18 protein-coding genes are annotated in these 19,235 nt (G+C 72.2%); 12 read left to right on the plus strand and 6 right to left on the minus strand.

Translation table 11 applies throughout. The features are described from left to right. Nucleotide 1 precedes the first annotated feature (1 nt). The 4 genes from alaS to M6B22_RS20525 all read left to right on the plus strand — a co-directional run bounded on the left by alaS (nucleotide 2) and on the right by M6B22_RS20525 (nucleotide 5,339). Nucleotides 2-2,710, plus strand: coding sequence for an alanine--tRNA ligase (gene alaS, locus M6B22_RS20510; protein WP_269443430.1), 2,709 nt, complete (start codon nucleotides 2-4; stop codon nucleotides 2,708-2,710). Nucleotides 2,711-2,752: 42 nt separating this feature from the next. Continuing rightward, a complete protein-coding gene (ruvX, locus tag M6B22_RS20515; RefSeq protein ID WP_269443431.1) occupies nucleotides 2,753-3,181 on the plus strand; it encodes a Holliday junction resolvase RuvX in 429 nt (142 codons plus the stop codon). Between the two features lie 84 nt (nucleotides 3,182-3,265). After that, nucleotides 3,266-4,504: an endolytic transglycosylase MltG gene (gene mltG, locus M6B22_RS20520; protein ID WP_269443432.1), complete on the plus strand. Its 1,239-nt coding sequence runs from the start codon at nucleotides 3,266-3,268 to the stop codon at nucleotides 4,502-4,504. A 16-nt stretch (nucleotides 4,505-4,520) separates the two neighbouring features. Continuing rightward, nucleotides 4,521-5,339, plus strand: a complete 819-nt coding sequence (locus tag M6B22_RS20525; RefSeq protein WP_269443433.1) for a shikimate dehydrogenase — start codon at nucleotides 4,521-4,523, stop codon at nucleotides 5,337-5,339. Here M6B22_RS20525 and M6B22_RS20530 read toward each other — a convergent pair. Together M6B22_RS20530 and M6B22_RS20535 are read right to left on the minus strand one after the other, a co-directional pair. Next, the gene (locus M6B22_RS20530; protein WP_269443434.1) at nucleotides 5,273-7,621 is read right to left on the minus strand and encodes an FdhF/YdeP family oxidoreductase; all 2,349 of its coding nucleotides are present in this window, start codon (nucleotides 7,619-7,621) and stop codon (nucleotides 5,273-5,275) included. The genes M6B22_RS20525 and M6B22_RS20530 overlap by 67 nt on opposite strands. Before the next feature lie 43 nt (nucleotides 7,622-7,664). Next, a complete protein-coding gene (locus M6B22_RS20535) occupies nucleotides 7,665-8,249 on the minus strand; it encodes a hypothetical protein (protein ID WP_269443435.1) in 585 nt (194 codons plus the stop codon). Between the two features lie 153 nt (nucleotides 8,250-8,402). Between M6B22_RS20535 and M6B22_RS20540 the strand changes: the two genes are divergently transcribed. After that, entirely contained in the window at nucleotides 8,403-9,194 is a 792-nt protein-coding gene (locus tag M6B22_RS20540; protein ID WP_269445849.1) for a formate dehydrogenase accessory sulfurtransferase FdhD, read from the plus strand. On the opposite strand, the gene M6B22_RS20545 is transcribed toward M6B22_RS20540, so the two are convergent. Genes M6B22_RS20545 through mobA form a run of 3 tightly spaced genes read right to left on the minus strand, consistent with a single transcriptional unit; the run spans nucleotide 9,161 to nucleotide 11,089 of the window. Continuing rightward, nucleotides 9,161-10,249: an ABC-2 transporter permease gene (locus M6B22_RS20545; RefSeq protein ID WP_269443436.1), complete on the minus strand. Its 1,089-nt coding sequence runs from the start codon at nucleotides 10,247-10,249 to the stop codon at nucleotides 9,161-9,163. The genes M6B22_RS20540 and M6B22_RS20545 overlap by 34 nt on opposite strands. Further along, nucleotides 10,249-10,512, minus strand: a complete 264-nt coding sequence (locus tag M6B22_RS20550; RefSeq protein WP_269443437.1) for a DUF6457 domain-containing protein — start codon at nucleotides 10,510-10,512, stop codon at nucleotides 10,249-10,251. The genes M6B22_RS20545 and M6B22_RS20550 overlap by 1 nt, the downstream gene beginning before the upstream one ends. 10 nt (nucleotides 10,513-10,522) lie before the next feature. After that, on the minus strand, nucleotides 10,523-11,089 hold the full coding sequence (gene mobA / locus M6B22_RS20555) for a molybdenum cofactor guanylyltransferase (RefSeq protein WP_269443438.1): 567 nt from the start codon (nucleotides 11,087-11,089) through the stop codon (nucleotides 10,523-10,525). A gap of 32 nt (nucleotides 11,090-11,121) precedes the next feature. On the opposite strand from mobA, the gene M6B22_RS20560 reads away from it, so the two are divergent. The 7 genes from M6B22_RS20560 (at nucleotide 11,122) to M6B22_RS20590 (ending at nucleotide 17,568) form a co-directional block, all read left to right on the plus strand. Then, nucleotides 11,122-11,799 carry a prepilin peptidase gene (locus M6B22_RS20560; protein WP_269443439.1) on the plus strand — a complete coding sequence of 226 codons (678 nt, stop codon included), beginning with the start codon at nucleotides 11,122-11,124 and terminating at the stop codon, nucleotides 11,797-11,799. 45 nt (nucleotides 11,800-11,844) lie between these two features. Then, nucleotides 11,845-13,263, plus strand: a complete 1,419-nt coding sequence (locus tag M6B22_RS20565) for a glucose-6-phosphate dehydrogenase (protein WP_269443440.1) — start codon at nucleotides 11,845-11,847, stop codon at nucleotides 13,261-13,263. A 37-nt stretch (nucleotides 13,264-13,300) separates the two neighbouring features. After that, a complete protein-coding gene (gene aroC, locus M6B22_RS20570; RefSeq protein ID WP_269443441.1) occupies nucleotides 13,301-14,503 on the plus strand; it encodes a chorismate synthase in 1,203 nt (400 codons plus the stop codon). Continuing rightward, entirely contained in the window at nucleotides 14,500-15,027 is a 528-nt protein-coding gene (locus tag M6B22_RS20575) for a shikimate kinase (protein ID WP_269443442.1), read from the plus strand. The genes aroC and M6B22_RS20575 overlap by 4 nt, the downstream gene beginning before the upstream one ends. Beyond that, a complete protein-coding gene (gene aroB, locus M6B22_RS20580; RefSeq protein ID WP_269443443.1) occupies nucleotides 15,017-16,093 on the plus strand; it encodes a 3-dehydroquinate synthase in 1,077 nt (358 codons plus the stop codon). Before M6B22_RS20575 ends, aroB begins: the two co-directional genes overlap by 11 nt. Beyond that, on the plus strand, nucleotides 16,094-16,543 hold the full coding sequence (gene aroQ / locus M6B22_RS20585) for a type II 3-dehydroquinate dehydratase (RefSeq protein WP_269443444.1): 450 nt from the start codon (nucleotides 16,094-16,096) through the stop codon (nucleotides 16,541-16,543). It begins immediately after the preceding gene. 95 nt (nucleotides 16,544-16,638) lie between these two features. Beyond that, nucleotides 16,639-17,568, plus strand: a complete 930-nt coding sequence (locus tag M6B22_RS20590; protein ID WP_269443445.1) for a sulfite exporter TauE/SafE family protein — start codon at nucleotides 16,639-16,641, stop codon at nucleotides 17,566-17,568. Nucleotides 17,569-17,658: 90 nt separating this feature from the next. Here the strand turns inward: M6B22_RS20590 and M6B22_RS20595 are convergent, their stop codons facing one another. Continuing rightward, the gene (locus M6B22_RS20595; protein ID WP_269443446.1) at nucleotides 17,659-19,200 is read right to left on the minus strand and encodes an MDR family MFS transporter; all 1,542 of its coding nucleotides are present in this window, start codon (nucleotides 19,198-19,200) and stop codon (nucleotides 17,659-17,661) included. Between the last annotated feature and the right edge of the window lie 35 nt (nucleotides 19,201-19,235).

Raw genomic sequence — 19,235 nt, forward strand, 5'->3', positions numbered from 1 at the left:
GATGCGCAGCGCCGAGATCAGGAAGCGCTTCCTGGGTCATTTCGAGGCGAACGGTCACACCGTTGTCCCGAGCGTGCCCCTGCCGTTCGAGGACCCGAACCTGCTGTTCGTCAACGCCGGCATGGTGCAGTTCGTCCCGTACTTCGTCGGCCAGCAGACGCCGCCGTGGCCGCGCGCCACCAGCATCCAGAAGTGCATCCGCACCCCGGACATCGACGAGGTCGGCAAGACGACCCGGCACGGCACGTTCTTCCAGATGAACGGCAACTTCAGCTTCGGCGACTACTTCAAGGAACGCGCCATCACGCTCGCCTGGGAGCTGTCGACGAACTCGGTGGCCGACGGCGGCTTCGGGCTGGACGGCGAGCGGATCTGGGCGACCGTCTACCTGGACGACGACGAGGCCATCGACATCTGGCACAAGGTGATCGGCCTGCCGCTCGAGCGCATCGTTCGCAAGGGGATGGACGACAACTTCTGGTCGATGGGCATCGCCGGGCCGTGCGGACCGTGCAGCGAGCTGTACTACGACCGCGGCCCCGACTACGGCGTCGAGGGCGGCCCGGCGGTCGACGAGGACCGCTACATGGAGTTCTGGAACCTGGTGTTCATGCAGAACGAGCGCGGCCCGCAGAACGGGCCGGGCAAGTCGGACTTCCCCATCCTGGGCGAACTGCCACGCAAGAACATCGACACCGGGATGGGCATGGAGCGGATGGCCACGCTCATGCAGGGCGTCGACAACCTCTACGAGATCGACGAGACGCGACCGGTGCTCGACCGCGCGGCACAGCTGGCCGGGAAGGTGTACGGCGCGCACTCCGGGCACGCTGCGGCGCAGTCACATCCGGACGACGTGCGGCTGCGCGTCGTGGCCGACCACGTGCGCACCGCCTTGATGCTGATCGGCGACGGCGTGACGCCCGCCAACGAAGGCCGCGGCTACGTGTTGCGCCGGATCATGCGCCGAGCGGTGCGTTCCATGCGGCTGCTCGGCGTCCAGGAGCCGGTCTTCCCGCAGCTGCTGCCCGTCTCGCGCGACGCGATGGCGCCGTCCTACCCGGAGCTGGCGAGCGACTTCGAGCGCATCAGCAGCTACGCGTACGCCGAGGAGGAAGCGTTCCTGCAGACGCTGCGCGCGGGCACCACCATCTTCGACACCGCGGTCGGCGCGGTCCGCCGAGCCAGCGGCACCCAATTGCCGGCCGACAAGGCGTTCCAGCTGCACGACACCTACGGTTTCCCGATCGACCTCACCCTGGAGATGGCGGCCGAGCAGGGCATCAGCGTCGACGAGCCGGGGTTCCGCCGGCTGATGGCCGAGCAGCGGGCCAGGGCCAAGGCCGACGCCCGGGCCAAGAAGACCGCGCACGCCGACCTGTCGCTGTACCGCGCGGCGCGCGACGCGGGTGCGGCCACCGACTTCACCGGCTACCGGGAGATCGCCCGCGAGGCCGTGGTCGCCTCGATCATCGGCGAGCACGGGCTGCTGCCCGCCGCCGGTGAGGGCGAGGAGGTCGAGCTGGTCCTGGACGCGACGCCGTTCTACGCCGAGGGCGGTGGCCAGCAGCCGGACCAGGGCCGGATCCTCGTCAACTCGAACGGGCGCGAGGCCGAACTGTTCGTCACCGACGTCCAGCAGCCGGTTCCCGGACTGATCGTGCACCGGGTGACGGTGCACTCCGGTGAGGTCCGGCCCGGCGATCACGTGCTCGCCGAGGTCGACCCGACCCGGCGCGCCGCGGTCTCGCGCAGCCACTCCGGCACGCACCTGCTGCACGCCGGCCTGCGCCGCGCGCTCGGCGACACGGCCGCCCAGGCCGGCTCGCTCAACGCCCCCGGCCGGCTGCGCTTCGACTTCAAGACCCCCTCCGCGGTCCCGGCGAGCGTGCTGTCCGACGTCGAGGACGAGATCAACGAGGTGCTGCTGCGCGATCTCGAGGTCCGCTGGTTCGTCACCGACCAGGCCGAGGCCAGGCGCATCGGCGCGATCGCCATGTTCGGCGAGAAGTACGGCGACCAGGTCCGGGTGGTCGAGATCGGCGACTACTCGCGCGAGCTGTGCGGTGGGACGCACGTGCCGCGCAGTTCGGTGATCGGCATGGTCAAGCTGCTGGGCGAGGCCTCGATCGGCTCCGGTGTGCGGCGCGTCGAAGCGCTGGTCGGCCTGGACGCGTTCCGGTTCCTGGCCCGCGAGCACGTGCTGGTGCATCAGCTCTCCGGCGAGTTCAAGGCGCATCCGGACGAATTGCCCGAGCGCATCGCCGGCGTGCTGGACCGGCTCAAGGGCGCCGAGCGTGAACTGGACAAGCTTCGCGTCGCCGCGGTCCTCGCCGGCGCCGGACCGCTGGCCGACACCGCCGAGCAGGTCGACGGAGTGCAACTCGTCACCGCAGAAGCGCCCGCCGGCGTCAGCGGCAACGACCTGCGTTCGCTGGTGCTGGACGTCCGCGGCCGGCTGGCCGCGGGCCGGTCCGCCGTCGTGCTGCTCGCCTCGCCCGGCGAGAACGGCGTCAACTTCGTGGCCGCGGTGAACCAGGCGGGCCAGGACGCCGGCCTGTCCGCGGGCCAACTGGTGCGCGCGTTCGCGCCCGTCCTCGGCGCCCGCGGCGGCGGCAAGGCCGACCTGGCGCAAGGCGCCGGCGGCGACGCGGCCAACCTGGCCGCCGCGTTCGAGGCGGTCCGGCAGGCCGTCGCGTCCGCGCGGTGACGGCCGCGACGACGACGGCCGCGACGACGACGCGGTGAGCACGTGACCGGAGTCTGGCTGGGCGTCGACGTGGGGACGGTGCGGGTAGGCGTGGCGCGCAGCGATCCGGCCGGGGTGCTGGCGACCCCGCTGGTCACGCTGCGGCGGGACGCCCACGCGAACCGCGACATCGCCGAACTGGCCGCCCTGGTGGCCGAGCACGGGGCGGTCGGGGTGGTCGTCGGGCTGCCGCGCACCCTGGCCGGCCGCGAAGGTCCCTCGGCGCGGTTCGCCCGCGAGTACGCCGCCCTGCTGGCCGCCGCGATTGACCCGATTCGGGTGGAACACGTCGACGAGCGCCTGACCACGGTGAGTGCCGAGCGTAAACTTTCCGAGGGCGGTGTGCGGGGAAGTAGGGCCAAGCGTGCCGTCATTGACCAGGCGGCTGCGGTAGAACTGTTGCAGCACTGGTTGGATTCGCGCCGCGACTGAGTTCTGCGGCGCACCGTGGTCCAACTGATCCAGCGCCATGCACCGACGGGACGCGATCCCCTGGCTGAAACGGAGTAGCCCCGCGTGACGCAGCGCGATCACGAGTCGCTGGCAGAGCACGATCCGCATTCGCTGCTCTTCGGTCCGCACGAGGACGAGGGGCACCCGCACCATCGCCACACGACGGAGCCGGAACCGCACACCCGGTCGGCACGCCGCCGCGCCCAGCGCGAACACACGTCGCACCGGCGGCGGCGGCGCAACCGCGGGGTGCTGCTGGCTCTCGTGTGCGTCGTGCTGCTCGTGGTCGGCGTGTCCGCGTGGCTCATCGTGCCGAAGGTCGTGGACATGATCCATCCGCCGGACTACTCCGGGAACGGGCAGGGCACGGTGAGCATCACCATCGGCCAGGGCGACGGCGCATCGGACATCGGTGACACGCTGCACAAGGCGGGCGTGGTGAAGAGCGTCGACGCCTTCGTGAATGCCGCCAGCAACAACTCCGACTCGCAGAGCATCCAGCCGGGTACCTACCTGCTGCACCGCCACATGGCTGCGAAGAACGCGTTGACGCTGCTGCTCGATCCCAAGTCGCGCACCACGGCGGGCGATCTGGTGATCACCGAGGGCGCCACGGTCTTCGACGTCAGGGCGCGGCTGGTCAAGGTGCTGGGGGCCGCCCAGCAGGGGGCGATCGACAAGGCGCTCGCCGACCCCAGCTCGTTGGGCATCCCGCTCGGGTACCGGCCCGCGACGGGGGAGTTCACCTCGATCGAGGGATTCCTGTACCCCGCGACGTACACGATCGACCCGAAGGCGTCGCCGTCGGCCGCACTGCAGCGGATGACGAGCCGCTTCGCCGAGCACGACCGCTCGAGCGGGTTCGCCACCGACGCGCAGAAGGTCGGGCTGACGCCGTACGAGGCGCTGATCATCGCGTCCATCGCGCAGTCCGAGGCGCGCTTCCCGGACGACATGGCCAAGGTGGCGCGCGTGATCCTGAACCGGATCGCGGCCAAGCGTCCGCTGCAGATCGACGCCACCAGCGCGTACGCGGCGAAGGTTCAGGGCCTGGACCCGACGAAGATCATCTTCGCGCGGATCGACTCGCCCTACAACAGCTACACGCACGACGGTCTGCCGCCCACGCCGATCAGCAACCCGGGCGCCGAAGCGATGACCGGAGCGGTGCACCCCACGCCGGGGAACTGGCTGTACTACGTGAACAAGGACTCCGCGGGGCACCTGTTCTTCACCAACGACGAGGCCGCGTTCACCCAGGCCGTCGAGAAATGCCGCCAGAACAACTGGGGCTGTGGCTGAGGGGGTTCGCGCCGGGGTGACAGTGCGGCACGCCGCCGTCCTGGGACGCCCGGTCGCGCACTCGCTCTCGCCGCTGCTGCACCGCGCCGCGTACGCCGAGCTCGGCCTGACCTGGACCTACACCGCGGTGGACTGCGGCCCGGACGAGCTGCCCGGCGTGTTGGCCGAGCGCCGCGACTGGGCCGGGTTCTCGTGCACCATGCCGCTCAAGCGCGCCGTGCTGGACGTGGCCGCCGAGGTGGCGCCGGTCGCGCGCGCGGTGGGAGCCGGCAACACGCTGCTGCCGCTGCCCGGCGGCGGCTGGCGGGCCGACAACACCGACGTCGCGGGCATCGTCGCCACGCTCGCCGAGCACGCCGTTGCCCCGCGTACGGCGACCCTGCTGGGCGCGGGCGGCACCGCGCAGGCGGCCGTCGCCGCACTGGCCACGCTCGGGCTCGAGGAGTGCACAGTGCTCGTCCGCGACGTGACTCGCAGCGAGCAGGTAGGTGCGGCCGGGGCCGCGCTGGGCGTCGCGGTCCGGACGGCCGTGCTGTCCGCCGATGCGCCCGAACTCGGCGCCGACCTCGTGGTGTCCACCCTGCCCCGCGGCGCCGCCGACCCGCTCGCCGCGCGGCCCTGGACCGCCGCCCAGACGGTGCTGGACGTCGTCTACGACCCCTGGCCGACGGCGTTGGCGTCGGCGGTCGCGGCGGCCGGCGGGAAGGTGCTCAGCGGTGCCCTGATGCTGCTGCACCAGGCCGCGGTCCAGGTCGAACTGATGACCGGTCAGCCCGCGCCGGTACCGGCCATGCGCGCGGCGTTGCGCTCGGCCGTGCCGGCAGCGGACGTCTGACCGGTGGCCTCCAGCCGGATCACCACCGACTTGGACGCGGGCGTGTTGCTCGTCTCGGCCACCGAGTCCAGCGGCACCAGCACGTTCGCCTCGGGGAAGTAGGCGGCCGCGCAACCCGGCGGGGTCGGGTACTGCACCGCGCGGAAGCTCTTCGCGCGGCGCTCGCCGTCGTCGGCCACGCTGATGATGTCCACGGCGTCCCCGTCCCGCAGCCCGAAGGCGCGCAGGTCCGCGCCGTTCACGAACACCACGCGGCGGCCGCCCTTGATCCCGCGGTACCGGTCGTCCAGCCCGTACACCGTGGTGTTGAACTGGTCGTGCGAACGCACCGTCTGCAGCAGCAGGTGCCCGTCCGGGACCTGCACCATGGTCGGCGGGTTGACGGTGAAGCGGGCCTTGCCGGTCGCGGTCTTGAAGGTGCGCGAATCGTGCGGCCCGCGCGGCAGCATGAACCCGCCGGGCTGCACGGCCCGCTCCTCGAACGCGTGAAAGCCGGGTACCACGTGCTCGATGTGCTTGCGGATCACCCGGTAGTCGGCGCCCATCGCGCGCCAGCCGATCCCGTCCGAGTCGCCGAACAGCGCGTGACCGAGGTCGGTGACGATCGCGATCTCGCTGCGCAGCGCATCCGAGCCGGGCAGCAGTCGGCCGCGCGAGGCGTGCACCATGCTCATCGAGTCCTCGACCGTGACGAACTGCTCGACGCCCGCCCGCACGTCGCGCTCGGTACGTCCCAGGCACGGCAGGATCAGCGCCTCGCGGCCGTGGCACAGGTGCGAGCGGTTCAGCTTCGTCGCGACGTGCACGGTCAGGGCACAGTTCGCCATCGCCGCCTCGGTCACCGCGGTGTCCGGCGTCGCCGCGACGAAGTTGCCGCCGAGCGCGAAGAACACGTCGACCTTGCCGTCGCGCATCGCGCGGATCGAGTCGACCGTGTCCCAGCCGTGCTCGCGCGGCGGGTCGAAGCCGAACTCCGCCTGCAGCGCGTCCAGGAACGAGTCGGGCATCTTCTCCCAGATGCCCATCGTGCGGTCGCCCTGCACGTTGCTGTGGCCGCGGATCGGTGACGGACCCGCACCGGGACGTCCGACATTTCCCCGCAGCAGCAGGAAGTTCACGATCTCGCGGATCGTCGCGACCGCGTTGCGGTGCTGCGTCAGCCCCATCGCCCAGCACACGACGACGCTGTCGGAAGCGACCACCTGCGCGGCGAACTCCTCGATCTGCTCGCGGGACAGCCCGCACTGGCCGGTGATCTCCGTCCAGTCCAGCGCCCGCAACGCCGCCGACGCCTCGGCGAAACCGTCGCAGTAGGTGGCGATGAAGTCCTGGTCCAGCACCGTCCCCGGAGCGGCGTCCTCGCGGGCGAGCAGCGCCTTGTTCACGCCGGCGAACAGCGCCAGGTCGCCGTTGACGCGAACCGGCAGGTACGAGTCGGCGAGCACGGTGCCGCGGCCGAGCAGACCGCGCGGCGTCTGCGGATTGCGGAACCGGCCGAAACCCGCCTCGGGCAGCGGGTTGATGGCCACGATGCGGGCTCCGCGCCGCTTCGCCTTCTCCAGCGCGGTCAGCATGCGCGGGTGGTTCGTGCCCGGGTTCTGCCCGACGATCACGATGAGTGCCGCGTGCTTCTCGATGTCGGCCAGGGTGACCACGCCCTTGCCCACCCCGATCGTCTCGGACAGCGCGGCGCCGCTGGACTCATGGCACATGTTCGAGCAGTCCGGCAGGTTGTTCGTGCCCAGCCGCCGGGCGAGCAACTGGTACACGAACGCGGCCTCGTTGCTGGCGCGCCCGCTGGTGTAGAAGACGGCGCGGTTCGGATCGGGCAGCGCCTTGAGCCGGTCGGCGACCAGCCCGATCGCGTCGTCCCACGAGATCGGCGCGTAGTGCGTCGCGTCCGGGGCGAGGTACATCGGTTCGGTCAGCCGGCCGTGGTGCTCGAGCCAGTGGTCGTCCTGCGCGCGCAGTTCGGCGATCGGGTGCGCCGCGAAGAACGCCGCGTCCACCCGCTTGCGGGTCGCCTCCCACGACACCGCCTTGGCGCCGTTCTCGCAGAACTCGGCGGTCTTGCGGTGTTCCGGGTCCGGGTCCGGCCAGGCACAGCTGGGGCAGTCGAACCCGTCGACGTGATTCATCTTCAGCAGGGTGCGCGCGCTGCGCACCGGGCCCATCTCGTCCAGCGCGATCCGCATCGACTGCGCGATGCCGGGGAAGCCGACCGAGGTCTTCTTCGGCGCGCTCACCTCGGGCTCGCCGTCGTGGGTGTCCTCGTGCGCCATCTTCCTCGCCCCTTCCGCTGCTACCCCATCCTTGCTTACGCCGTCAGGCCCGCCAGTGGTAGCCGATCGAGAAGTCCACAGCGACCGCAAAGGCGAGATACATCAGCCAGCCGCCGGTCACCAGGTGGAAGAAGCCGAGTGCGCGCTCGCCGAGCTTGACGCCGATGGCGGCGAAGAAGTCGCTGAAGTAGATCGCGAACAGGCCGAGGAACAGCAGGCCGACCGGCCAGTCCTTGGCCTTGAAGAACACGAGCGCGCCCATCGCCGACACCGACATGTAGGCGACGCACATCCCGGCGTTGGTCCGCGGATCGTGGTTGCTGTAGCGGTTCCAGCCGATCGCGAACCAGTGGATGCCGTACGCGGAGAACGCCAGCGCGGCCATGTAGAGCGGCGGATCCTTGAACACCTGCAGCCAGGTGAGACCGACGAACAAGATGATGCCCGTGAGCAACTGGCAGAATCCGGGCATCCAGATCCCCCACACGCCGGTCGCCCGGTCGACCCGGTCGCCGCGCGGCGGGTAGCCGGCGAGCTCCTGCGGGCCGTAGATCAGGTACCCGGTCCCGAGCCCGAAGAAGCCGAGCGCTAGCGGCGGGAACGTGGACGTGGCGAACGTGACATCCATGCTGGACTCCTCATGACGTGCAGGTGGCGGGTACACGTGTGGTGTGTCTCGTCATGACGGTTCGATCACGTTGTCATATCACGTTGCGACATATCCGGGTCCTGTGAATCGTGCGTACGCTCGGATGCGACGAACGGAGCAGGCGTGGCGGTGATGACGACCCGGCGGGCGATCGTGCGCATGCCGGTGGATGCGGCACCCGCCTCGCGGCCGGACGACCTGGTCGTGGAGTCGCCGCTCGTGCTCGGTCTGGACGGCGCCGCGATCGCCACGCTGATGCGCACGCCCGGCCACGACCTGGAGCTGGCTGCCGGGTGGCTCGTGGTCGAGTCCGGGGTCGGCCGCGCCGAGGACATCCACACCCTGACCGCCTGCCGGGAGGACGACACCGACCGGGTGCACATCGCGCTGCGCGAGGGCGTCCGCCCGCCGCGTCCGCGCGCGTTCGTCACCTCGGCCGCGTGCGGGGTGTGCAGTGCGGACGTCCTCGACCTCGCGCCGCTGCGCAACGGGCCCGGTCACACCCCCGGCTGGACGGTGCCGCGCGACGTGCTGCTCGCGCTGCCCGAGGCGATGCGGACGCAGCAGCGGACGTTCGCGCGGACCGGGGGAGTGCACGCGGCCGCGCTCGCCGACGCGTCCGGCGCGTTGCTCTTCAGCCGCGAGGATGTCGGCCGGCACAACGCGGTCGACAAGGTCGTCGGCCGGGCCCTGCTCGACGGGCTGCTGCCGGCCACCGACCGGCTGCTCGTGGTCAGCGGCCGCGTGTCGTTCGAGATCATCCAGAAGGCGGTCGCGGCCGGGATCGCCGGCATCGTCGCGGTGTCGGCACCGTCCAGCCTCGCGGTCGACCTGGCCCGCGAACACGGCGTGCTGCTGGCGGCGATGGTGCGCGGTACCCGCCTGAACGCCTACGCGGGGGCCGACCTGATCTCGGCCGAGTGACGCCGCGCCGCGCTCACCAGCAGCAGCACGACCGCGCCGACCAGCGCGTACGCGAGTGACACGAGCAGCGGCTGCAACGTCCGGGCGCCGTCGAAGTAGACGATGCCGCGGATGCCGGACGTGCCAGCGCCCGGCGGCAGGAACGGGCCGATCGCCCGCCAGAACCCCGGAAGCATCGGTCCGGGGTACGCGCCGCCCGCGCTCGGGTTGCCCAGCACCACGAACAGCAACACCGCGATGCCGATGCCGAGCACGCCGGTCAGCGCCTGGATCGCCATCGTGAACGCGCCCACGGCGAACACCACCAGCGCGCCGAAACCCGTGAGCGTCCAGAACGAGCGGCTCAGCGCGCCGAGGATCGGGCCGACGATGAGCGCGCCGCCGATGCCGGACACGATCGAGTAGAGCGCGAGCGCGCCCAGCCGCACGCGCGCCCGGCGCGCGTTCGCGGGCTTGGCCCCCGCGCTGATCGCCAGGATCGAGGCGACCAGGTAACCGCCGACCACCCAGCCCACGGCCAGGTAGAAGGCGGTGAGTCCCCGCGCGTCGCCCTTCGCCGCCGAGACGATGTCCTCGACGCTGACCGTGCGCTGCTGTGCCGTCTCGACCTGTGTCATCACGCTGGTCAGCGCGCCGGACAGCGAACCGCCCTCCGCCGACGCGACGAGCAGCCGGTCGGTGCCGCTCGACCCGGCGATCAGCGCGCCGTCGAGGTCGCGGCCCCTGATCTTGTCGACCGCGCTCGCCTCGGACGTCACGACCGTCGCGTGCAGCGGCTGGCCGTCCAGGGCGTTGAGCCGCTCGACGGTCTGCCGCGCGGCGCCCGCGGGAGCGCCCGCGGGGGCGACCACGCCCAGCGCGATGCGGTGCGGTTTCGGGTCGTGGAAGGCGCCGGCGTAGCTCAGGATGAAGCCCAGCTGCAGCAGCAGCACGCCGACCACGAGCGCGACCGCCCGCGGTGTGACGGCGTCGCGCCACTCGGCGAGCAGCGGCGGTCTGCGCTCGGCCGGGTGCGCCTCATGGGCCCCGTGCGCACCGTGCGGGTGGCCGCCCATCACGGCGCCTGCCCGGGATCTTGCGCGTGCGCGGCCGCGAGCCGCTGCGCGATGGCGGCCGCGTCGCGGATCGCCTGGGCGTCGCCACCGTGCCGGCCGGCGGCCAGTCCGACCAGGAACGTGGTCAGCGGCGCGGCGGGGCGGGCCACCCCGTGCGCCGCGTCGCGGGCCACGTCCAGCAGCAGATTCCGGTCGACGGCAGCGGCGTCGACGTCCAGCGCACCGGCGAGCTCGAGCACCCAGGCGTCCAGCGGGTTGGTCATTGTGCGCTCCCTACCGCTCGGCCCGCTCGCGCGCGCCGGCGAGTTCGTCCCACGTGTCGCAGTCGTACCCCCAGCCCTGCGGGTCGGGTACTTCGATCATTTCGGACGCAGCGACGAGGGCGCGAACAGGCGCGCCGTGCGTACCGGCCGTCAACTCCAGCGCGGCGCGCAGTGCGGTGGTCCGCCACGCGGCCGCCAGGTAGTTCACCTGGCCCGAGGCCTCGACGAGGCAGGCGACCCCGGCCGCCGGCGAGCCACTCACTGCACCCAGCAGGGCGGGCACCGCCGGGCCGATGCCGGGCAGGTCGGCGGCGAGCACCAGCGTGACGTCCGCGCGGACCAGGCCGACCCCGGCAGCGATGCCCGCGACCGGCCCGGCACCGGGCGGATCCTCGCGCACCCAGCTCACCGGCCGGGCGGTGTCGCGCCGCGGCCCGGCCACCACGATCGTCGCCGCGCCGGCCACCGCGTCCAGCACCCGGTCCAGCAGCGTGCGGCCGCCGACGATCAGCCCCGGCTTGTCCGCGCCGCCGAGCCGGCGCGCAGCGCCGCCGGCCAGCACGATCGCGTCGAACATGCCTTGACTGTAGGGCCGTAGGCTTGCCGTCCGTGTCCACCCTCGTCGGCGCCCTGGCCGGGGCGGCCGCCTGCGTGGCTGTCGCGCCGTACCTGGCCCGGCTGACGGTCAGCGTTCCGGACCGCGACGAGCGCCGGTGGTGGCGGGGCCGCCCTGCCGGCCGCGGCCGCGTCCTGCTCACCGCGTCGGTCGCCGCCGCGCTGGGCGCGCTGGCCGGTGCGGCGGCGGGCTGGTCGGCGCTGTGGCCGGCCCTGCTCGCCCTCGCGCTGGTGTGCGCGCCGTTGGCGATCATCGACTTCGAGCAGCACCGGCTGCCGAACCGCCTGATGGCGGTGGCCTGGCTGCTCGCTGCTGCGCTGCTGACTCTCGCCGCGGCCGTCCGGCACGACTGGGCGGCGCTGCTGCGTGCGCTCGAAGGCGGCGCGGCGGTGTTCGCGGTGCTCTACCTGCTCGCGTTCGCCTCCCCGCGCTCGTTCGGGTTCGGCGACGTCAAGCTCGGCGGCGTTCTCGGCGCCTACCTGGGCTGGGCGGGATGGGGGTACGTCTACTACGGCATCTTCGCCGGCTTCCTGTTCGGCGCGGTCGTCGCGATCGGGCTGCTCGCGAGCCGGCGCGCGTCGCTGAAGACCGCGCTAGCGTTCGGCCCGATGCTGGTGCTCGGCGCACTGGTCGTGCTCGCCTTCGATGCCGTCCCGTCCACCCTCGGCTGACGGCACGTCTTCGTTCGCTTAACTAAGCGGCCTACGGTCGGTGCTATGAGTCCCGCACAGCAAGGTGAGGTCAAGCCCGCGCCGACCGTCTTCGTGCTCTTCGGCGCGACCGGCGATCTGGCCAAACGGATGGTGCTACCCGCGTTCTTCACGCTCGCCACGAACGGCCTGCTGCCGGACGAGTGGCTGCTGATCGGCAACGGCCGCGGCGACCTCGCCCACGAGGACTTCCGCGACCGGGTACACGACTCGCTGACCGAGTTCGGACCGCAGCCGACCCGCGAGCAGTGGCACGCGTTCAGCGAGCGGCTGAGGTTCGCCGGCGGCGGCTTCGACACGACCGACCCGGGCAGCCTGCTGGACGTGATCGCCGAGGCCCGCTCGGCGCTCGGCACCGACGCCCAACTCGTGCACTACCTCGCCATCCCGCCGGTCGCGTTCGGCGAGATCACCAAGGCGCTCGGCGAGCACGAGCTGGCCGAGGGCGCCCGGGTGGTCTACGAGAAACCGTTCGGCACCTCACCGGAATCGTTCCGCACCCTGGACAAGACGGTGCACTCGGTGCTGGACGAGTCGCAGGTGTACCGGATCGACCACTTCCTCGGCAAGGAGGCCACGCAGGACCTGCACGTGCTGCGCTTCGCCAACGGGCTGTTCCACGCCATCTGGAACCGTGCGCACATCCGCGCCGTCCAGATCGACGTCCCGGAGAAGATCGGCGTCACCGACCGGTCGGTGTTCTACGACCAGACCGGCGCCGTGCTGGACATGCTGGTCACGCACCTGATCCAGGTGGCCGCAGAGGTGGCGATGGAGCCGCCTGCCAGCCTGTCCGCCACCGACCTGCAGGCGGCGCGCGAGGAGGTCATCGGGGCGTTCCGGCCGATCGACCCGAAGGAGGTCGTCCTGGGCCAGTTCGACGGCTACCGCGACCTGGCCGGGGTCGACCCGGCGTCCGACATGGACACCTACGTCGCCGCGCGGCTGTGGATCGACAACGACCGCTGGCGCGGCGTGCCGTTCCTGATGCGCACCGGCAAGCGGCTGGCCTTCAGCAAGCAGCGGGTGAGCATGATCCTGCGCGAGCCCGAGGGCACGCTCGCGCACGTGCCGAAGCACAGCAACGTCCTGGCGTTCTCGCTGAGCGGCAGCGGCGAGATCGACCTGCGGCTGGTCGCGAAGGAGCCCGGTGCCGAGCTGAACCTGGACATCGCCGAGGCCACCATCGCGCTGTCCACGCTGCCCAACGCCGACCCGCTGCCGCCGTACGTGCGGCTCATCCACGACGCGCTGCTCGGCGACCGCTCGCTGTACACCCGGCCGGACGGGCTGGCTGCGGTGTGGCGGGTGTTCGAGCCGCTGCTGGATGCGAAGCCGAAGCCGGTGCCGTACGCGCCGGGTTCGTGGGGACCGGCCGAGGCCGCCGAGCTCGCCGCCCCGGACGGCTGGCTGCTCGGCCAGTAGCCGCGGGCGCGGGATCGGGTTCTGACACACTTGCGGCGTGTTGCGTTGGATCACCGCCGGCGAGTCGCACGGGCCCGCTCTCGTCGCCGTGCTCGACGGCCTGCCCGCCGGCGTCGAGGTGACCACGGCGGACGTCGGCCGCGACCTGGCCCGCCGGCGGCTCGGCTACGGCCGCGGCGCCCGCATGAAGTTCGAGCAGGACGAGATCGAGCTGACCGGCGGGGTGCGCCACGGGTTCACGATGGGCGGCCCGGTCGCGATCCGGATCGGCAACACCGAATGGCCGAAGTGGACCACCGTGATGTCCGCGGACCCGGTCGACCAGGCGCTGCTCGACGAGCAGGCGCGCAACGCGCCGCTGACCCGGCCGCGCCCGGGGCACGCCGACCTGGCCGGCATGCAGAAGTACGACCTGGACGACGCCCGGCCGGTGCTCGAGCGCGCCAGCGCCCGAGAGACGGCCGCCCGCGTTGCCCTGGGTGCGGTGGCGAAGGCCTTTCTCGCCCAGGCGGTCGGCGTCGAGATCGTCAGCCACGTGACCGCGATCGGCTCGGTGAGCGCGCCGCGCGGGGTCGTCCCGCACCCAGGTGACGCCGACGCCGTCGACGCGTCCGAAGTGCGCTGCCTCGATCCGCAGGCGAGCGCCGAGATGATCGCCGAGATCGACGCGACCAGGAAGGCCGGCGACACGCTCGGCGGCGTGGTCGAGGTGCTCGCCTACGGGTTGCCACCGGGCCTCGGCTCGCACGTGCAGGGCGAGCGGCGCCTCGACTCCCGGCTGGCCGCCGCGCTGATGGGCATCCAGGCGATCAAGGGCGTCGAGGTCGGCGATGGCTTCGAGCTCGCCCGGACCCGCGGCTCGCAGGCGCACGACGAGATCGTGCGTGACGAGACCGGGACGATCACTCGCGTCTCGGGGCGCAGCGGCGGCACCGAGGGCGGGATGAGCACCGGCGAGGTGCTTCGGGTGCGCGCCGCGATGAAGCCGATCTCGACCGTGCCGCGCGCGCTGCGTACCGTCGACACCGCCACCGGCGAGCCTGCCGTGGCGATCAACCAGCGCTCGGACGTGTGCGCCGTGCCCGCCGCGGGAGTGGTCGCCGAGGCGATGGTGTCGCTGGTGCTCGCGCACGCGGTGCTGGAGAAGTTCGGCGGCGATTCGGTGGCCGAGACCCGCCGCAACGCGGCGTCCTACCTGGACCGGCTGGCAGAGCGCGGCCTGGCCGCCCCCGCGCGATGAGCCCTCGCGCCGTGCTGATCGGGCTGCCCGGGACCGGCAAGAGCACCACCGGACGGCGGCTGGCGAAGATCCTCGCGGTGCCGTTCGCCGACACCGACGACCTGGTCGAGAAGGCGCAGGGGCGCGACGTGCGGCGCATCTTCGCCGAGTCGGGGGAGGACGCCTTCCGGGCGGTCGAGGCCGAGACGATCCAGGCCGCGCTGCTGGAGTTCGACGGGATCCTGGCGCTCGGCGGTGGCGCGCTGATGACCGCGAGCGTGCGCGACGCGATCTGCGCGTCGGCCGTCCCGGTCGTGCTGCTGCAGGCCTGCACGGACACGCTCGCCTCGCGCGTCGGCGACGCCCACACCCGTCCGCTGCTGCGCGAAGCTCCGCAGCGGCGGCTGGCCGAACTGGCCGAGCAACGCGGCCCGACCTACCGCGCCGCGGCCACGATCATCGTCGAGACCGACAACCGCACGCCCGGCCAGGTGGCCGCCACCGTCGCGGCGAGGCTGCACGAAAGGGCGCGAAGTGAGCGCTGACCTCACCCGGATCCCGGTGGCCGGCCCCGCCCCGTACGACGTGCTGGTGGGGCGCGGGCTGCTCGGTGACCTACCGCCGTTGCTCGGTGCCGCCACCCACGTCGCCCTGATCCATCCGGCCGCGCTGCGCGCCACGGCCGAGGCGGTCCGCGACGACCTGGTGGCACAGGGGCTGGACGCGCACGCCCTCGAGGTGCCGGACGGCGAGGACGCCAAGACGCTGCAGGTGGCCGGCTTCTGCTGGGATGTCCTCGGCCAGGTGGGGTTCACCCGGTCGGACGCGATCGTCGGCATCGGCGGCGGCGCCACCACCGACCTGGCCGGCTGGGTCGCGGCGGCCTGGCTGCGCGGCGTGCGGGTCGTGCACATCCCCACCACGCTGGCCGGGATGGTCGATGCCGCCGTGGGTGGCAAGACGGGCATCAACACCGACACCGGCAAGAACCTGGTGGGCGCGTTCCACCCGCCGGCCGGCGTGATCTGCGACCTGAACACGCTGGAGACGCTGCCGCCGAACGACTACCTCGCCGGCCTGGCCGAGGTGGTCAAGTGCGGCTTCATCGCCGACCCGGCGATCCTCGACCTCATCGAGGCCGACCCGGTACGTGCCGGCCGGCCCGGGAACGGCGTCGAGCGCGAACTCATCGAACGGTCGGTGCGCATCAAGGCCGCGGTGGTGTCCGTGGACCTCACCGAGCAGGGCGTGCGCGAGATCCTCAACTACGGGCACACCCTCGGGCATGCGATCGAGCGGGCCGAGCGGTACCGGTGGCGGCACGGCGCCGCGATCTCGATCGGCCTGGTCTACGCGGCCGCCCTGGGGCGGATGCTCGGCCGCCTCGACGACGCGACAGCGGACCGGCACCGCAGCATCCTGCAATCGCTCGGGCTGCCGACGAGCTACCGGCCGGATGCCTTCGGCGCGCTGCTGGAGACCATGCGCGTGGACAAGAAGGCCCGCGGCAACCGGCTGCGCTTCATCGTCCTGGACGGGCTGGCCAAACCGGTCGGCGTCGACGACCCCGACCCCGCCCTGCTCGCCGCCGCCTACTCGGAGGTCTGCTAGATGAACGTCCTCGTCCTGAACGGGCCGAACCTGGGCCGGCTCGGCGTGCGCCAGCCGGACGTGTACGGCACCAGCAGCTACGCCGAGCTCGAGGCGTTGTGCGTGCGCGGCGGCGCCGAGCTCGGCCTGTCGGTGCAGGTGCGCCAGAGCGAGCACGAGGGCGAGCTGCTGCAGTGGCTGCACGCGGCCGCCGACGAGGCCACGCCTGTGGTGCTGAACGCCGGCGCGCTGACGCACACCTCGGTGGCGCTGGGGGATGCCTGCGCGATGCTCACCGCGCCGTTGATCGAGGTGCACATCAGCAACGTCCACCGGCGTGAGCTGTTCCGCCACCACAGCTACGTGTCCGCGCACGCGACCGGCGTCATCGTCGGGCTGGGCATCGAGGGCTACGTGCTGGCGCTGTCCTGGATCGCCTCGCACGCCGGTCCCGCCTCGTCCGAGGCCTGAGACGCGCGTGTCCCGCGGCTGGACTCAGCTCCGACCGCATTCTATAGTTAGCCGGTAGGAATTACAGGCGTAGTGCTGGCGGCGGGTGGTGACGCGTGGACTGGACCCTCGCGCTGGGGGCGCTCGTGGTCGGCATCGTCGTCGGCCTGACCGGTATGGGCGGCGGCGCGCTGATGACGCCGATGCTGGTGCTGTTCTTCGGCGTCTCCCCACTCGCCGCGGTGTCAAGTGACCTGGTCGCCAGCGCCGTGATGAAGCCGGTCGGCTCGTTCGTGCACCTGCGCAACGGGACGGTGCGCCTGGACCTGGTGCGCTGGCTCTGCCTAGGCTCGGTGCCCGCCGCGTTCGCCGGAGTGTTCGTCGCCCGCGCGCTCGGACACGGCTCCGGGGTGGAGAACCTGGTGCAGAAGGCACTGGGCGTGGCCCTGGTCATCGCCGCCAGCGGGCTGTTCCTGCGCTCCTACCTGCGCCTCGCCGAACGCGCGGCCGACCGGGACGGGCGCCGCCCAGCAGATCCGCTGGGTCCGCCGACGATGCCGGTACGGGTGCGGCCGACCGTGCTCGTCGGGGCGATCGGTGGCCTGGTCGTCGGCATGACGTCGGTCGGCTCGGGCTCGCTGATCATCATCACCCTGATGCTGCTGTACCCGACGCTGCGGGCCAGCGAGCTGGTCGGCACCGACCTGGTGCAGGCCGTGCCGCTCGTCGCGTCGGCCGCCCTCGGCCACGTGTTGTTCGGCGACTTCAAGATGGACGTGACCGCGGCGCTGCTGGTCGGTTCGGTGCCCGGCGCGTGGATCGGCGCCCAGCTGTCCTCACGGCTGCCCGGGGCGCTCATCCGGCGGGCCCTGGGCTTCGTGCTGCTCGCGTCCGCGCTCAAGCTGTTCGGCACCGGCAACCTGGCGACCGGCGTCGTGCTGCTGGCCATCGTGCTGCTCGCCGCGCCGATCTGGATGCTGTTGCGGCACCGCCACGGCTTCGCCGCGCTGCCCAGCCGCGAGCCGCTCGGGGTCGGGGCGGACTGACCCGGCGCAGCTGCACCCGCTTCCCCCACCGGGTGACCGGATTTCGCCCCGAAATCCCGTCACCGGGTGGGGGAAGGCGCGCAGACCACGTCACGGGGTGGGGGGAGCGGCCGTACCGGTGGGATCGAGCGCAACGGTCTTGCGGGGCATCGCCAGCACGGCCAGCAGGCACAGCGCGGACGCGACGAGCAACGCCGCGAACACGTAGTGCGTGGCCTGGTACAGGCTTGCCCGGACGTACTGGCCGACAGCCGCCGTCTCGCTGCCGCGATGGTTCAGCACCAGGGCGGTCGCGTCGGCGCTGCGCGGCAGGTGCCCGGACAACCCGGGCGGCGGATGCGCGAAGCGGTCGGTGAGCGTGGTGTTCGCGATGGCACCGAAGACAGCGGCGCCGACCGCGCTGCCCATCGACCGGAAGAACATGTTGGTGCCGGTCACCACGCCGCGGCGGTCCCAGCCGACGACCGACTGCAGCGCGACGAGCACCGGCGTGGAGTTCAGGCCGAGACCGGCGCCGACGAGGAAGCAGGCGCCGGCGAGCACGATCAGGTGGGTGTGCTGCGGCAGCAGCAGGCAGGCGATCGCACCGGCGACCAGCACCACCGCACCGATCGCCGCGGTGTCCCGGAAGCCGATCCGCATGTAGGCACGGCCGGACAGCGCCGACGCGATCGGCCAGCCCACGCTCATCGCGGCCAGGACGAACCCGGCGATCAGCGGCCCGGTGTGCAGCACGCCCTGGGCGAAGGTGGGGACGTACGAGCTGAGCCCGATGAGCACGACGCCGACCATCAGCGCCGACACGTTCCCGCCGTTGAGCGTGCGGTAGCCGAAGACCCACATCGGCAGCACCGGCTCGGCGGCGCGCATCTCGACCGCGACGAACGCCACGATCAGCAGCGCCGCGCAGGCGAACACCGCCGCGCTCGGCGCGGACGCCCACGCCCAGCTGACACCGCCCTCGAGCAGACCCAGGATCAGCAGCGTGCAACCGGCGGTGAGCAGGGCGGCGCCGGCCGCGTCGATGCGGTGCCGCCGCCGGATCACCTGTTCGTGCAGGTGACCGGCCAGCATCCACACCGCCAGCGCGCCGACGGGGACGTTGACGAAGAAGATCCAGCGCCAGGACAGGTACTCGGAGAAGACGCCGCCGAGCGTCGGCCCGAGCACCGATGCCGCGCCCCACACGCTCGCCGTGTAACCCTGCACCCGCGCGCGCTCCTGCACGCTGTAGATGTCGCCGATGATCGTCACGCTGATCGGCAGCACCGCGCCGGCGCCGATGCCCTGCACCCCGCGGAAGACGATCAGGCTGAGCATGTTCCACGCGAACCCGCAGAGCACCGAGCCGAGCAGGAACACCCCGATGCCGAAGAACATCACCGGCTTGCGGCCCAGCACGTCGGCGAACTTGCCGTACAGCGGGACGGTGACGGCCTGGGTGAGCAGGTAGATCGAGAACAGCCAGGGGTACTGCGCGAAGCCACCGAGGTCGGTGACGATCGACGGCACCGCGGTCGCGATGATCGTGCTGTCCAGCGCGACCAGCCCGGTGCTGAGCATGACCGCGATCAGCACCGGCCCGCGCTGCGAGCGCAGGCCGACCGCCGCCTGCTCGCCGGTCCGGGTCACCGGCAGATGCTATGCCCGAGCCGGCCGCGGCCCGC

It is taken from the genome of Jatrophihabitans cynanchi, from assembly GCF_027247405.1.
Lineage (GTDB): Bacteria > Actinomycetota > Actinomycetes > Mycobacteriales > Jatrophihabitantaceae > Jatrophihabitans_B > Jatrophihabitans_B cynanchi.

Excerpts from the sequence above, each read along its gene's own strand:
- M6B22_RS20565 (WP_269443440.1), top strand. The coding sequence starts at position 11,845 with ATGAGTCCCGCACAGCAAGGTGAGGTCAAGCCCGCGCCGACCGTCTTC.
- M6B22_RS20535 (WP_269443435.1), bottom strand. The coding sequence starts at position 8,249 with ATGGATGTCACGTTCGCCACGTCCACGTTCCCGCCGCTAGCGCTCGGC.
- M6B22_RS20545 (WP_269443436.1), bottom strand. The coding sequence starts at position 10,249 with ATGGGCGGCCACCCGCACGGTGCGCACGGGGCCCATGAGGCGCACCCG.
- aroQ (WP_269443444.1), top strand. The coding sequence starts at position 16,094 with ATGAACGTCCTCGTCCTGAACGGGCCGAACCTGGGCCGGCTCGGCGTG.
- M6B22_RS20575 (WP_269443442.1), top strand. The coding sequence starts at position 14,500 with ATGAGCCCTCGCGCCGTGCTGATCGGGCTGCCCGGGACCGGCAAGAGC.
- M6B22_RS20530 (WP_269443434.1), bottom strand. The coding sequence starts at position 7,621 with ATGGCGCACGAGGACACCCACGACGGCGAGCCCGAGGTGAGCGCGCCG.
- M6B22_RS20550 (WP_269443437.1), bottom strand. The coding sequence starts at position 10,512 with ATGACCAACCCGCTGGACGCCTGGGTGCTCGAGCTCGCCGGTGCGCTG.
- M6B22_RS20540 (WP_269445849.1), top strand. The coding sequence starts at position 8,403 with ATGACGACCCGGCGGGCGATCGTGCGCATGCCGGTGGATGCGGCACCC.
- alaS (WP_269443430.1), top strand. The coding sequence starts at position 2 with ATGCGCAGCGCCGAGATCAGGAAGCGCTTCCTGGGTCATTTCGAGGCG.
- mobA (WP_269443438.1), bottom strand. The coding sequence starts at position 11,089 with ATGTTCGACGCGATCGTGCTGGCCGGCGGCGCTGCGCGCCGGCTCGGC.